Origin of the sequence: Saccharopolyspora indica (genome assembly GCF_027853965.1) — a bacterium.
GTDB lineage: Bacteria > Actinomycetota > Actinomycetes > Mycobacteriales > Pseudonocardiaceae > Saccharopolyspora > Saccharopolyspora indica.
In genome coordinates this window covers 260705-274739 of the sequence record NZ_JAQGLB010000004.1, presented here as the reverse complement: position 1 = coordinate 274739, position 14035 = coordinate 260705, and the positions used below count along the sequence as shown (strand labels likewise).

Here is a 14035-nt window from a genome sequence, read left to right as displayed (position 1 = left end):
CAGGGACTACTCCTGGGCCATGTCGACGAAGCGGCTGTAGTGCAGCTGGTGGGCGACGGTGACCGTGGCCGTCGGACCGGCACGGTGCTTGGCCAGTATCAGGTCCGCCTCGCCCATGCGCGGGTCGTCCCGCTCGAACGCGTCCGGGCGGTGGATCAGGATCACCATGTCCGCGTCCTGCTCCAGCGAACCCGATTCGCGGAGGTCGGAGAGCTGCGGCTTCTTGTCCGTCCGCTGTTCCGGGCCTCGGTTGAGCTGGGAGATCGCGACCAGCGGGACTTCGAGCTCCTTGGCCAGCAGCTTGAGGTTTCGGGAGAACTCCGAGACCTCCTGCTGACGGGACTCGACGCGCTTGCCCGAGGTCATCAGCTGCATGTAGTCCACGACGATGAGCTGGATGTCGTGCCGCTGCTTGAGCCGCCGGGCCTTGGCGCGGATCTCCATCATGGTGAGGTTCGGCGAGTCGTCGATGAAGATCGGCGCCTCGCTGATCTCGCTCATCCGCCGAGCCAACCGGGTCCAGTCGTCATCGGTCATCCGGCCACCGCGCATGTCACCGAGCCGGATCCGCGCCTCGGCGGAGAGCATGCGCATGACGATCTCGGTGCGCCCCATCTCCAGCGAGAAGATGACGGTCGCCAACCCGTGCTGCACCGAAGCAGCCCGGCAGAAGTCCAGTCCCAGGGTCGATTTGCCCACACCGGGACGCGCCGCGACGATGATCATCTGGCCTGCGTGGAGGCCGTTGGTGAGGGCGTCGAGGTCGGCGAAGCCGGTGGGGATGCCCTGGGACTGGCCGCCTCGGGACGCGATCGCGTCGATCTCGTCCATCGTCGGCTGGAGGAGTTCTTCGAGGGCGTGGTAGTCCTCGCTCGCGCGGCGTTCCGTGACGTCGTAGATCGACGCCTGGGCGCGGTCCACGATCTCCTCGATCGCGGCGCCTTCGGAGCCGTGGTAGCCGAGCTGGACGATGCGGGTGCCCGCCTCCACCAACCGGCGCAGGATCGCCTTCTCCGCGACGATCTCCGCGTAGTAGCCCGCGTTCGCCGCCGTGGGCACGGTGGCGATCAGCGTGTGCAGGTAGGGGGCGCCGCCGACCTTGAGCAGCTCCTGGCGGCGTTCCAGCTCCGCGGACACGGTGATCGCGTCCGCCGGTTCGCCGCGGCCGTAGAGGTCCAGGATGCAGTCGTAGATCGACTGGTGGGCCGGGCGGTAGAAGTCGTTGGGGCTGAGCGCCTCGACCACGTCGGCGATCGCGTCCTTGCTCAGCATCATGCCGCCGAGCACGGACTGCTCCGCGGCGAGGTCCTGCGGAGGCTGCCGTTCGAAGGTGCGGGGGGCGCTGTTGCCGCCGCCCTCGTCATCGTCGAAGTAGGGGTCTTCGGGTTCCTCTGGCATCGCCACCTGACCCGGTCACCTCCTCCGGCGCCAAGACCATCGCGCGCGGTGGGCGCGTGGGCACGCGCGCGAAGCTAGATCGCCTGCTCGGAGCAGGCAAATCAAGCTGTGGACAAAGCTCGGGACAACCTGTGGATAGATCGAATCGAGCTGGGGATAACTCGCGGCAGCCCTCCGCGCAGCTGGGGACAACTTGGGGACAACTCGCCAAAAGTGACAAGAATCCCCTGGTCAGAAGCTGTGCATAGGCTGTGGAAGAAATCCGTGGAAAAGTCCGGGCGTGTCGCGCTGATCGGCGTGTCGGGATCGGTGGAACTCCGTCGTCACCGTGACCGCCGGTGCGCGCGCCGGACGCAGCATCGTCCACCCTTCACCTGAAGGTCGGAGTGGACGATGCTGCGGTTGAAGCGGTATTACCGGGTCACTCGCCCTTGGTGACCTGGACGCTGACGTTGGCCGCCACGTCCGGGTGCAGCTGCACGTCGACGACGTGCTTGCCGAGCGACTTGATGTGACCGCGCAGGCTGACCGAACGCTTGTCCAGGTTCGGGCCGCCCGCCTTGCGGACAGCGGCGACGACGTCGCCGGTGGTGATCGAGCCGAACAGCTTGCCCTGCGGCGAGACCTTGGCGGTCAGCGTGACGCCGCCCAGGTTCTGCAGCTGCTGCTTCAGCTCGTGCGCGTGCTCCAGGTTCCGCACGCGGCGGTTCTCCTGGACGCGGCGGATCGTCTCGATCTGCTTCTGCGCACCCTTGGTGGCCACGATGGCCAGTCCCTTGGGCAGCAGGTAGTTGCGCGCGTAGCCGTCCTTGACCTCGACGATGTCGCCGGACTCGCCGAGGTTGGAGACGTCAGCGGTGAGGATGATCTTCACGACGTGGCTCCTTCCTTGGTCAGCGAGCGGTCGAGGTGTAGGGCAGCAGCGCCATCTCGCGGGCGTTCTTCACCGCGATGGCGACGTCGCGCTGGTGCTGGCTGCAGTTGCCGGTCACGCGACGGGCACGGATCTTGCCGCGGTCGGAGATGTACTTCCGCAGCAGCGTCGTGTCCTTGTAGTCGATCTGCGCGGCCTTGTCCTTGCAGAACACGCAGACCTTCTTCTTCGGCTTGCGCACAGGCGCCTTGGCCATCGGTCTTCCTCCTGAACGAAAACTTCGAGAGCGTTTCTCGCCGCGCTTAGAACGGCGGCTCGTCGCTGAACCCACCGCCGGAACCGGCAGGTGGTGCGGAACCCCACGGGTCGTCGGCCGGCGGACCGGCCGGGCCGCCACCGCCGCTGAAGCCGCTGCCGCCCCGGCTGACCTTGTTCACCTTGGCGGTCGCGTAGCGCAGGGACGGGCCGATCTCGTCGACCTCGAGCTCGACGACGGTGCGCTTCTCGCCCTCCTTCGTCTCGAAGGAGCGCTGGCGCAGCCTGCCCTGCACGACCACCCGCATGCCGCGGGTCAGCGACTCGGCCACGTTCTCCGCTGCCTGCCGCCAGATGTTGCAGCGCAGGAAGAGGGCTTCGCCGTCCTTCCACTCACCGCTCTGGCGGTCGAAGGTCCGGGGCGTGGACGCGACCGTGAAGTTCGCGACCGCGGCACCGGACGGGGTGAAGCGCAGCTCCGGGTCGGCGGTCAGGTTGCCGACCACCGTGATTACCGTTTCACCAGCCATGACCTGGGGACTCCAGTCTGGTCGTTAGCGATTCGGGCCGGATCAGGCGCTGGCCTGAGCAGCGGCAGCGCGGGCCTTGGCGGCACGGGCGGCCTTGCGGGGCTCGACGACCTTGCGCAGGACCTTGGTCCGCAGGATCGACTCGTTGAGGTTCAGCTGCCGGTCCAGTTCCTTGATGGTGGCCGGCTCGCTGTTGAGGTCCAGGACGACGTAGATGCCCTCGGCGTTCTTCTCGATCTCGTAGGACAGCCGACGGCGGCCCCAGACATCGACCTTCTCGACGGTGCCACCGTCGTTGCGGACGACGTTGAGGAAGTTCTCCAAGGACGGAGCGACGGTGCGCTCGTCCAGGCTCGGGTCCAGGATGACCATGAGCTCGTAATGACGCATGAAGACCATTCACCTCCTGTGGACTCACGGCCATGGGCTCTCCATGGCAGGAGGGTCGTTCGCGTCGACGAACTGGACAAGGCTAGCAAGGCCCCCCGACGGCCCGGCGAACGGGGCGACGCGCACCCGCCGAACGCACGTGAGCGGTTCGGGGCGCTCTGGCACCCCGAACCGCTCACGGGTTCTGACCTGCGGAAACGTTCGGCTATTGGCGGCGGAGGACCCAGCTCCGGACCAGCGCCGCGGTGGCGACGGCGAGGGCGATCGAGGCGAGGAGCACCGGGACCGCCACCCGCTCGGTGACCTCGGTGGGCAGCGCTTCGGCCTTGCCCGCGGCCAGCACCTCGTCCTGCTGCTCGCGCGCCTTCCGCTCCTCGGTCTGCTTGACCAGGTCGCCGATGTCGGGCGTCATCCCGGGCGCCTGGCCGTAGTGGCCCTGCGCCCAGGTCAGCGACGAGCCCCGGAGCTCGGGCGGTAACAGGCTCATCGCCGACGGCGCTCCGCCCGGCTGCGGGACGAACGTCGTCGGGTCCGGCGGGAGCAGCGCGGGGCTGGGTTCCGGCGGCGCGGGCGTGCCGGGCGCGGGGCCCGGTGGCGGCGGGGGCGGCGGCTGCTGCGCGGGCGGCGGGGGCGGCGGCGGCTCCTCCTCGGGCGCTTCGGCGTGCACCGTCACCGCGTTGCCGATGCTGACCAGGTTGGTGAAGTGCCAGCGCACCGCGTCGACCTTGTCCTCCGGCAGGCCGATCTCGGCGATCCGGGGGCCGGCCGCCTCGGCGATCTTCTTGCCGGAGTAGAAGGTGCGGCCCTCGGAGACGGTGCCGATCGGGATCGGGCTCAGCTCGGCGAAGCGGTCGCCCGCATCCTTGGCCTTGCCGAACGCCAGCGGCATGGCCAGCAGCACCGCTTCGCGGACCTTGAAGTCCAGCGTGCTCGGCTTGACCGTCACCTGCTGGCCGGGCACGGCGTTGACGATCGCCAGCGGGCTGTCGACGACGAGGGGGTCGACGGCCTGCGCGGTCCCGGCACCGAGGAAGGTGCTCGCGGTCAGCACGAGGCCGACGAGTCCGGCCGACAGGGCCCGGCCGCGGACCTGCGGGTTGATCAACGGGTTGGGCCGCCCCCGTGCACCCATGGCTCGCCTCCCCAGGATGTGCGCTTCGGTGATGACTCTCTCAAACGAGAACCTCTCAGATGTGTACAACGGTTGAACACCGCCATTGGTGACGGTCCGGTCCGGTTTCCACCTCGTGGGAATCGGTCGGCGCGAGCGGTGTCGGGCGTCCGCCTAGACTTCGGGCATGCGTATCGGCGCCCACGTCCGAGATGACGACCCGTTGACCGCCGCTGCCGAGCGCGGTGCGGAGGTCGTGCAGTTCTTCCTGTCCGACCCGCAGGGCTGGAAGGCCCCGAAGCCGCATCCGCAGGCCGAGCAGCTGCGCGGCAGCGAGCTGGACGTGTTCGTCCACGCGCCGTACGTGATCAACGTGGCGTCGTTGAACAACCGGATCCGGATCCCGTCGCGCAAGGCGGTCGGCCAGCAGGCGAAGGCGGCGGCCGAGGTCGGCGCGAAGGGCTTGATCGTGCACGGCGGGCACGTGACCAAGGACGACGAGCCGTCCGAGGGCGTGGCGAACTGGCGGAAGCTGTTCGAGCGGCAGGCCGCTGAAGGCGGGTTCGACGTTCCGGTGCTGATCGAGAACACCGCGGGCGGGGCCAACGCGATGGCGCGGAAGTTCGACGCGCTGGCGCGGTTGTGGGACGCCGTCGGCGAGTTCGGCGCGGGGTTCTGCCTGGACACCTGCCACGCGCACGCGGCGGGCGAGGAGCTGCTGGACATCGTCGACCGGGTCAAGGCGATCACCGGGCGGATCGACCTGGTCCACCTGAACGATTCCCGCGACGAGTTCGACTCGTCCCGCGACCGCCACGCCAACATCGGCGCGGGCACCATCGACCCCGACCTCCTGGTCGCGGTCTGCGCAAGCGCAGGCGCCCCGGTCGTGGTCGAAACCCCCGACGAGGGCCAGGCGGACGACATCGCCTTCCTCCGCGGCAAGGTGCAGTGATTTTTCCGGGTGAAGGGCACCTTTAGGCAACTTACTTGCTAAAAGGTGCCCTTCACCCCGGTATCGATCGGAGGGATCGGCGATCAGCAGGGCGGCGCGCGGGCTGACGGTCTCCGGGTTGGTGGCGTTGTGCGTGCTGACGGCGCTGTCGCTGGCCCTGGGGTATGCGAACAAGGCCCGGTGCACGGGCCCGGAGTTCGACGAGTGGGGCCGGTCGGAGCCCGCGTACCAGGAGCGGGCGTACGGCGACGTCTGCTACTCCGACATCCAGAACCTGTGGGTGGGCCGGGACATCGACCGGCACGTCTTCCCGTACGTGCACGGCGGGATCGAGCCGGACGGTTCGCTGTGGGGCGGCGTGGTCGAGTACCCGGTGCTGTCCGGATTGCTGATGTGGGCGGGGGCGTTCTTCGTCGACACCGATGCCGGGTTCCTGGCGGCGTCGGCGTTGTTGATGGCTCCGTTCGGGCTCGCGACCGCGTGGTGGCTGGGCAGGTTGAGCGGGTGGCGCGCGCTGTTGTGGGCGCTGTCCCCGCCGTTGGTGCTCTATGCGTTCCACAACTGGGATCTGCCGGTCGTGGCGTGCGCGGTCGCGGCGGTGTTCGTGGTGCACCGGTGGACGTCGGTGCCGTTGCGGCGGCGCGCGACGGTGGCCGCGGTGGTGCTGGGGCTGGGGTTCGCGCTGAAGATCTACCCGGCGTTGTTCGTGCTGCCGCTGGCGTTGTACGTGCTGACCAGCGGCCGGGAGCGCTGGGACGTGCGCGGGGCGTTGCAGGTGGTGGGGGCTTCGGTGGCCACCGCGGTGGTGGTGAACGTGCCGTTCATGATCGCCGGGTTCGGCGGCTGGGCGGCGTCGTTCGAGTTCCAGTCGCGGCGGCAGGTGGACATCAGCACGAATTCGGTCTGGTACTGGGGTTTCCGGCACTGGACGGATTCGGCGGACTTCCAGTCGGCGATGGGTGTGGTCTCGCCGCTGCTGATGCTGCTGTCGTTCGCCGTCGCCTGCGCGGTGGGCTGGTTGCGGTACGAGCGGTCCGGGACGTACCCGTGGGTGCCGGTGTCGGCGGCGATGCTGTGCGGGTTCTTGCTGCTGCACAAGGTGCACTCGCCGCAGTACACGCTGTGGTTGCTGCCGTTCTTCGTGCTGGTGCGGGTGCGCTGGGGCTGGATCGCGGCGTACCTGGTGGCGGACGTGGCGATGGGGATCAGCATCTTCCGCTGGCTGTACTTGAACATGATGGGCGAGGCCAGCGGCATCCACGACGGTTTCACCGCGCAGGCGCTGATGATCGGGGTGTGGGGCCGGGCGGCGCTGCTGGTCGGGCTGTTCGTCGCGTTCCTGAGCGCTCGGTCTACTGTGGACGACGGTAGACCAGTCGGCGGAGGGCGGTTTCTGCCGGGCCGCGAATCCCCCGGCGTTCCAGCCAATAAGCCGCGGCAACCGTGACCAGCCAGGCGCCGACGGCGTAAGCGGCCATCGTGGCGCTGGTCAGGTGCGCACCGAGGCCGAGCCCCCAGGCCGCCAGGACGGGCCCGAGCAGCAGCGAGTGCGTCAGGTAGCTGGACAGCGAGCGCTTGCCGACGGCGCTGATCGCGACGACGGCCTTGGGCGGGACCCGGTGGGCCAGCAGGCCGAACAGCGCGACGTAGCCGATGCCGCCGGCCAGTCCGGTGGGCCACTGCATCGCCATCAGCGCGAGTTCGTTGACCGGGGGCAGCACGCCGATTCGGTCCAGCGCGGCGGGCAGGCTGCCGAGCCAGCCGAGGGTGATGCCGATGATCGCGACGCGGCGGAGCAGCGGCAGGTTCCGGTGCGGCTCTTCGAGGATCCTCCGGCGGCCGGCCCAGATCCCGAGCAGCATGGCCGTCGGCGCGGTGATCCCGACGAAGTTCAGCATGACCAGCACGCCCCACATGACGAGCCGGTGGATCGCCGAGATGAGGTAGTCCGGTTCGCCGGATCCGCTGATCGCGGCGGAGGACGGGCCGGGTTCGCCGAGCGAGCCCGGGGCACTGATCGCGAGGACGATCCCGCCGATCAGCAGCAGTGCGAGCAAGGTCGTGCCGACCGCGCCCCAGGCGAGCAGGGTCCTGTCGGCGCGGCGGAGGAGCAGCCAGCCGAGGAAGAAGCTGATCACGCCGTAGGAGCCGAGCACGTCGGAGGGCAGCAGGAGCGCGGCGTGCGCGAAGCCGAAGAGGAGCAGCCAGCCGCTGCGGCGGCGCAGCAGCGCGGTGGCGTCGAGCTCGCTCGCGCCTGCGGCGATCTGGCGGCGGTAGAGCTGCGTCATCCCGTAGCCGAACAGGAACGCGAACAGCGGGTAGACCCGCACGTCGAGGACCAGGATCTGCAGGAATTGCACGGCGCTGTCGGCCGGGCCGGTGGACGCCGGGTACTGGCCGTCGTAGTCGGCGGCCCAGAGGAAGAACGCCGCGTTGGACAGCACGATGAGCAGCAGCATCAGGCCGCGGGCGAGGTCGGGGGCTAAGGCGCGTTCGGCGGTCGTCACGGGACCGCGGGTGCTGGTCGGCATCGATCTCCCCAGAGGTTTAACTCCGACTGTTGTTCGGAGTTATCCGAACAGTATTCGGAGTTATAGGCTGGGCGCAACATGCCGAGTGAAGAAACCGAGTCAGATCCGTCCCGCGCCCTCGCGCTGCTGTGGGGCGTCCGGGACCGCCCGAAGCGCGGCCCGCGCCCCGGCCTGGACGTGGACCGCATCGTGCAGGCCGCCATCGACGTCGCCGACCGGGAAGGCGTCGCCGCGCTGACGATGCGCCGCGTCGCGGCGGAGCTCGGCGTGGGCACCGCATCGCTCTACACCTACGTGCCGGGGCGGCCCGAGCTGATCGCGCTGATGCTCGACCAGGTGATCGGCCGCACCAGCCTGCCGCACGAGCTGCCCGGCGACTGGCGCGCGAAGTTCGAGGCGTGGGCCGCCGAGGACTGGGCGATGTTCCACCGGCACCCGTGGGTGCCCGCGGTCGCCTCCGATCCGGTGCTGCCGGGGCCGAACGCGCTCGCCTGGTACGACTCGGCGCTGCGGGTGCTGGCGGACACCGGGCTGTCGGAGCGGGAGAAGGTCGGGGTCATCGAGACGCTGGACAACTACGTCCGGGGCACCGCGTCGAACAAGCAGGACCGGCACAAGGATCCCGCCTGGCTGGCCAAGCGCGACAGCGCGCTGGAACGCCTGGTGGACTTCGACGCCTACCCGCACCTCGCGCACGCGCTGATCTCCGGCGGGAATCCGGCCGCGTCGGAGACGTTCGAGCTGGGCCTGCACCGCGTCCTCGACGGCATCGCGGTGCTGATCGACGCCCGAGCTCAGGAGTAGCGGGCCGCGAGCGCGGTGACGGTTTCCGCGACGGCGGCGCGGAGTTCGGGCGGCGCGAGCACTTCGGCTTCCGCGCCGAGGCGGAGGACGTCGTGGACCGCGACAGCGGTCGTCTCCACCGGCAGGTCGACCGCCACCCAGCCCTGCTCGTCCGGCGAGCCCGCTTCGGCCAGCGCCTGCGTGCCTTTCGCGCCGAACTGCGCGGGCAGCAGGCGTTGTGCGACCGGGGAGATCCGCAGCCGGGCGGTTCCGCGCACCATCGACTCCTCCATCCGGCGGGCTGATTCCGCCCAGCTCGCGGCGAGGTCGAAACCCGTTGGGCGGTCGAATGTCTCGGGCGCGGTCCGCACGTCGAGGAAGCGCGCGATGCGGTAGGTGCGGACGGCTTCGCCGGCGCGGGCCACGAGGTACCAGATGCCGCCCTTCAGCACGATGCCCAGCGGGTGGAGCTCGCGGTGCACCTCGCCGTTCCAGCGGCGGTAGTGCGCGTGCAGCACGCGTTGCTCCCAGACCGCGCGGGCGATTTCGGCCAGGTGCGGCACTTCGTCGGCGTCCCGGAACCAGCCCGGCGCGTCGAGGTGGAAGCGGTCCTGGATGCGGCGGGCCCGCTCGGCCAGCTCCGCGGGCAGCGCGGCCTGCACCTTCAGCTGCGCGGTGGCCAGCACCGCGCCGAGCCCGAGGTCCTGGGCCGGGCCGGGAGCGCCGGACAGGAACAGCGAGCCCGCTTCGGCATCGGTGAGCCCGGTGAGGCGGGTGCGGTAGCCGTCGAGCAGGCGGTAGCCGCCGTCGGGACCGCGGTCGGCGCAGACCGGCACGCCCGCCGCGCCGAGGGCTTCGACGTCCCGGTAGACGGTCCGGACCGACACCTCCAGCTCGGCGGCCAGCTCGGTCGCGGTCATCCGGCCGCGGTTCTGCAGCAGCAGGAGCAGGGACAGCAGGCGGTCGGCGCGCATGCCCGGAAATTCTGCCGCAGTACCTGACAGGAGATGTCAGGTACACCTCCGATGCTGGTGGCAGCACTGATCGAAGGGAATTCCATGCAGACCACCGGCCACTTCACCGTCGCCCGCTGGGACGAGCGCACCATCGGAGCGGACGAGCACCCGAAGCTCGCGCACGCCTCGATCACCAACACCTTCACCGGCGGCATCGAGGCGACCGAGGTCGCCTGCGAGTACGTGCTCGTCTACAGCGGCGACCTGACCGGCGCGTTCACCGGGATGCAGCTGGTCCGCGGCGCCCTCGACGGCCGCGCGGGCGCGTTCGCGCTCCAGGAGCGCGGCCACTTCGGCGCCGACGGGAAGATCCGCAGCACCTTCGAGGTGGTCCCGGGCTCCGGCACCGGCGACCTGACCGGCCTCAGCGGCACCGGCGAGTACACCGCGGAGCACGGAGTCCCCGCGGTTCCCTTCACCTTCGACTACGAGCTGGGTTGAGACCTCCGTCGTCGGCCCACTTTTCGCAGGTGGGGGCCCGTGAGTGTTTTGTGGTGCCATAGCCCCACAAAACACTCACGGCACCTGACCAGTGCAAACGGAGCCGACAAAGACTTCGGGCGCAGCTCCTGGGTGGAGCTGCGCCCGAAGTCAGCGGGGGTTCACCGGATGGTTCAGAAGACGGACTCGTCGAGCTCCATCAGGGAGTTGTCGGCCGCCTCGATGATCTTGCGGCGACCGGTCAGCTCCGGCAGCACGTTCTTGGCGAAGAACCGGGCCACCGCGACCTTGCCCTGGTAGAAGGGCTGGTCCTTGGCCGGGGCACCGGCGTCCAGCGCGGCCAGGGCGATCTCGGCCTGGCGCAGCAGCAGCCAGCCGATGAGCAGGTCGCCCATGCTCATCAGGAACGACACGGCGTGCTGGCCGACCTTGTAGATGTTCTTGACGTCCTCCTGCGAGGAGGTCAGGAACTCGATCATCGTGCCGAGCATGCCCTGGGCGTCCTGCAGCGCCCGGGCCACCAGCGCCCGCTCCTCCTTGAGGCGCTCGTCGGCGCCCTCGGCCTCCAGGGTCGCCTGGATCTCGGCGGCGACGTGGCCCAGCGCGGCACCGTTGTTGCGGACGATCTTCCGGAAGAAGAAGTCCTGCGCCTGGATCGCGGTGGTGCCCTCGTAGAGGCTGTCGATCTTCGAGTCGCGGATGTACTGCTCGATCGGGTAGTCCTGCAGGAAGCCGGAGCCGCCCAGCGTCTGCAGCGACAGGGTCAGCATCTCGTAGGCCCGCTCCGAGCCGACGCCCTTGACGATCGGCAGCAGCAGGTCGTTGACCTGCTCGGCGGTGCTGAAGTCGGTGCCCTCGTGCTGGCCCTGGAAGACCTGGTCCTGGAAGCCGGCGGCGTAGAGGTACACCGACCGCAGGCCTTCCGCGTAGGCCTTCTGCAGCATCAGGATGCGCCGCACGTCGGGGTGGTTGGTGATGGTGACGCGCGGGGCGGTCTTGTCCGCGGCCCGGGTCAGGTCGGCGCCCTGCACGCGCTCCTTGGCGTAGTCCAGCGCGTTGAGGTAGCCGGTGGACAGCGTGCCGATGGCCTTGGTGCCGACCATCATCCGGGCGTACTCGATGACCTGGAACATCTGCGCGATGCCGTCGTGCACCTCGCCGAGCAGCCAGCCCTTGGCCGGGGTGCCGTGCTGGCCGAAGGTCAGCTCGCAGGTGGCCGAGGCGTTCAGGCCCATCTTGTGCTCGACGTTGGTGACGAAGGCGCCGTTGCGCTCGCCGGGCTCACCGGTGGCGCCGTCGAAGTGGAACTTGGGCACCAGGAACAGGCTGAGGCCCTTGGTGCCGGGCTTCGACTCGATGCCGGGACCCTCGGGGCGCGCGAGCACCAGGTGCATGATGTTCTCGGTCATGTCCTGGTCGGCGGAGGTGATGAACCGCTTGACGCCGTCGAGGTGCCAGGAGCCGTCCTCCTGCTTGACCGCCTTGGTGCGGCCGGCGCCGACGTCGGAGCCCGCGTCGGGCTCGGTCAGCACCATGGTGGCGCCCCAGCCGCGCTCGATCATCAGCTCGGCCCAGCGGCGCTGCTCCTCGGTGCCGTTGCGCCACAGGATCGTCGCGAAGTTCGGGCCCGCCATGTACATGTACACGGCCGGGTTGGCGCCGAGGATGAGCTCGGCGGCCGACCAGATCACGCTCGGCGGGGTGCCGTAGCCGCCGAGCTCGTCCGGCAGGCTCAGCCGCCACCACTCGCCGTCCATGACCTGCTGGTAGGACTTCTTGAAGGCCTCGGGCAGGGTCACCGTGTGGGTGGCCGGGTCGAACTGGGCGGGGTTGCGGTCGCCCTCGACGAAGGACTCGGCCAGGGGCCCGGTGGCGAGCTCGTTGAGCTCGGTGAGCACGCCGCGCACGGTGTCCTCGTCGGACTGCTCGAAGGCGCCCTTGCCCAGCCGTTCCTGCACCTTGAACAGCTCGAACAGGTTGAACTCGAGGTCTCGTACGTTGCTCTTGTAGTGGCCCATGGAAAGGCTCCCTCTTGCACGCTGCTGCGGGTGGGCCCGGCTTGAGCCCTTACTCGTCGGTAACAAGAGGGTATTACCTGACGGTAACTTCTGCCAAGGCGGTCTTCGCTACACCACCCGGGAGGGCCAGCCGATCACCGCTGCCGCGGGATCAGCAGGTAGCTGAGCTCGGCGAGAACTCGCGTGTTGTGCGCGTAAGCGCGCTTGACCTCGGCCACGATCCGATCCTCCTCCGCCGCGCCCCAGCCCGCAGTGTCCAGCAGAGTGCGGTAGGCGTCCTTGAAGCGCGGGCCGTTCGGGATCCGCTCGAAGGTCAGGAACGCGAAACCGGCGCCGTCCGACCGGCCCAGACTCCGGCGCATGATCCCCCGGATCGCCTGACCGCCGGAGAGGTCGGCGAGGTAGCGCGTGTAGTGGTGCGCGACGAAGCCGCCCGGCCAGTCGAAGCAGACCTCGCGCATCCGCGCCAGGTACTCCTCGGTGGCGGCGCTGGGCGCGATCTTGCGCCGCCAGCCGCGGCCGAAGTAGTGCTGGAGATCGGCCTCCAGCGCGGGCAGCCGCCGCAGCCGGTCGCTGACGAAGGGTCCGGCGACGAGGTCGCTGCGCATGTGCTCGGCGGCCGCCTCCAGCACCGCGTAGGCGAAGTAGTGCTGGGCGAGCAGCATCGCGAAGTCCTCGGCTCCGAGCTGCCCGGCCAGCAGGGCCCGGACGTAGGGCTGGGCGTGCGCGCGGCCGTGCTCGGCCCGGGTCTCCGAGCGCAGCCGCTGCGCGAAGTCGCGGCGGACCGGGCGTTCGGCGGTCGTCATCGGCAACCTCTGACTTAGGCAAGGCTTACTTAACTTCACTCACCCTAGAGCGCGGCGCCGGTGCTGCCAAGGTCCGGTTCCCGGTGACCTCCGCTTCACCCGGACGGCAGAATCCAGGTTGACCCTCACGCCGCGTGAGGCCGCAGGCTCGTCGACGAGGAGGTGAGGACCGTGCCCCACTCGGTCGGCGAAGCAGCCCGGCTCTCCGGAACGACGGTGCGCACCCTGCACCACTACGACGAGATCGGACTGCTCACCCCGAGCGCCCGGACGGCGGCGGGCTACCGCAGCTACTCCGACGCGGACCTGGACCGGCTGCGCCGGATTCTCGGGTACCGGGCGATGGACCTCGGCCTCGACGAGATCGCGACCATCCTCGAAGACGGCACCGACCGCGAACACCTGCGGCGGCAGCGGGAGCTGCTGCTGGCGCGGATCGACCGGCTGCAGCGGGTGGTCGCGGCGGTGGACCGCGAACTGGAGGCGAGCACGATGGGCGTCGAGCTGACGCAGGAGGAGAAGTTCGAGCTGTTCGGCGACTTCGACCCGGACGACCACGCCGAGGAGGCCGAGCGGCGCTGGGGCGGCACCGACGCGTACCGCCAGTCCCAGCAGAAGATGAACTCCTTCACCAAGCAGGACTGGCAGCGCTTCACGGCCGAGCAGCAGGAGGTCGGGCAGCGGCTGGCGGAAGCCAAGCAGGCCGGGATCGCCCCGGACAGCGAACAGGCCATGGACCTGGCCGAGGAGCACCGCCAGCACATCACGCGCTGGTGCTACGACTGCACGTACGAGATCCACCGCGGCCTCGGCGAGATGTACGTGGCGGACGAGCGGTTCACGGGCCACTACGAGAAGCTCGAACCGGGCCTGGCGGCCTACATCCGCACGGCGATCCACGCCAACGCCGACCGCGCCGGGGCGTGA

15 protein-coding genes are annotated in these 14035 nt (G+C 69.6%); 5 read left to right on the top strand and 10 right to left on the bottom strand.

Translation table 11 applies throughout. The features are described from left to right. Nucleotides 1–6 precede the first annotated feature (6 nt). The 6 genes from dnaB to OU416_RS11850 form a co-directional block, all read right to left on the bottom strand. Entirely contained in the window at nt 7–1398 is a 1392-nt protein-coding gene (gene dnaB / locus OU416_RS11875; RefSeq protein WP_270927179.1) for a replicative DNA helicase, read from the bottom strand. A 421-nt stretch (nt 1399–1819) separates the two neighbouring features. Continuing rightward, the gene (rplI, locus tag OU416_RS11870; protein ID WP_093151215.1) at nt 1820–2272 is read right to left on the bottom strand and encodes a 50S ribosomal protein L9; all 453 of its coding nucleotides are present in this window, start codon (nt 2270–2272) and stop codon (nt 1820–1822) included. A gap of 19 nt (nt 2273–2291) precedes the next feature. Then, nucleotides 2292–2528 carry a 30S ribosomal protein S18 gene (rpsR, locus tag OU416_RS11865; RefSeq protein WP_093151213.1) on the bottom strand — a complete coding sequence of 79 codons (237 nt, stop codon included), beginning with the start codon at nt 2526–2528 and terminating at the stop codon, nt 2292–2294. Between the two features lie 46 nt (nt 2529–2574). Then, complete coding sequence (locus OU416_RS11860) at nt 2575–3057, bottom strand: single-stranded DNA-binding protein (protein ID WP_093151210.1); 483 nt, start codon at nt 3055–3057, stop codon at nt 2575–2577. A gap of 42 nt (nt 3058–3099) precedes the next feature. Beyond that, the gene (gene rpsF / locus OU416_RS11855; protein WP_235863400.1) at nt 3100–3456 is read right to left on the bottom strand and encodes a 30S ribosomal protein S6; all 357 of its coding nucleotides are present in this window, start codon (nt 3454–3456) and stop codon (nt 3100–3102) included. A gap of 196 nt (nt 3457–3652) precedes the next feature. Beyond that, a complete protein-coding gene (locus OU416_RS11850) occupies nt 3653–4579 on the bottom strand; it encodes a hypothetical protein (protein ID WP_270926944.1) in 927 nt (308 codons plus the stop codon). A gap of 166 nt (nt 4580–4745) precedes the next feature. Here OU416_RS11850 and OU416_RS11845 point away from each other — a divergent pair, with 166 nt between their 5' ends. Together OU416_RS11845 and OU416_RS11840 are read left to right on the top strand one after the other, a co-directional pair. Then, complete coding sequence (locus OU416_RS11845; RefSeq protein ID WP_270926943.1) at nt 4746–5513, top strand: deoxyribonuclease IV; 768 nt, start codon at nt 4746–4748, stop codon at nt 5511–5513. Nucleotides 5514–5646: 133 nt separating this feature from the next. After that, on the top strand, nt 5647–6960 hold the full coding sequence (locus OU416_RS11840; protein WP_270926942.1) for a glycosyltransferase family 87 protein: 1314 nt from the start codon (nt 5647–5649) through the stop codon (nt 6958–6960). Here OU416_RS11840 and OU416_RS11835 read toward each other — a convergent pair. After that, nucleotides 6866–8044 (bottom strand): DUF418 domain-containing protein, encoded by a 1179-nt coding sequence (locus OU416_RS11835; RefSeq protein ID WP_270926941.1) that lies wholly within the window; start codon nt 8042–8044, stop codon nt 6866–6868. The genes OU416_RS11840 and OU416_RS11835 overlap by 95 nt on opposite strands. A 78-nt stretch (nt 8045–8122) precedes the next feature. On the opposite strand from OU416_RS11835, the gene OU416_RS11830 reads away from it, so the two are divergent. Continuing rightward, the gene (locus OU416_RS11830) at nt 8123–8848 is read left to right on the top strand and encodes a TetR/AcrR family transcriptional regulator (RefSeq protein WP_270926940.1); all 726 of its coding nucleotides are present in this window, start codon (nt 8123–8125) and stop codon (nt 8846–8848) included. Here OU416_RS11830 and OU416_RS11825 read toward each other — a convergent pair. Then, nucleotides 8839–9801, bottom strand: coding sequence for a helix-turn-helix transcriptional regulator (locus OU416_RS11825; RefSeq protein WP_270926939.1), 963 nt, complete (start codon nt 9799–9801; stop codon nt 8839–8841). The two genes, OU416_RS11830 and OU416_RS11825, sit on opposite strands and share 10 nt — an antisense overlap. A gap of 51 nt (nt 9802–9852) precedes the next feature. Between OU416_RS11825 and OU416_RS11820 the strand changes: the two genes are divergently transcribed. Beyond that, nucleotides 9853–10284, top strand: coding sequence for a DUF3224 domain-containing protein (locus OU416_RS11820; protein ID WP_270926938.1), 432 nt, complete (start codon nt 9853–9855; stop codon nt 10282–10284). Between the two features lie 173 nt (nt 10285–10457). On the opposite strand, the gene OU416_RS11815 is transcribed toward OU416_RS11820, so the two are convergent. After that, complete coding sequence (locus tag OU416_RS11815; protein WP_270926937.1) at nt 10458–12302, bottom strand: acyl-CoA dehydrogenase; 1845 nt, start codon at nt 12300–12302, stop codon at nt 10458–10460. Nucleotides 12303–12436: 134 nt separating this feature from the next. Next, complete coding sequence (locus tag OU416_RS11810) at nt 12437–13108, bottom strand: biliverdin-producing heme oxygenase (protein ID WP_270926936.1); 672 nt, start codon at nt 13106–13108, stop codon at nt 12437–12439. Between the two features lie 171 nt (nt 13109–13279). Here OU416_RS11810 and OU416_RS11805 point away from each other — a divergent pair, with 171 nt between their 5' ends. Continuing rightward, nucleotides 13280–14035 carry a MerR family transcriptional regulator gene (locus OU416_RS11805; RefSeq protein ID WP_270926935.1) on the top strand — a complete coding sequence of 252 codons (756 nt, stop codon included), beginning with the start codon at nt 13280–13282 and terminating at the stop codon, nt 14033–14035.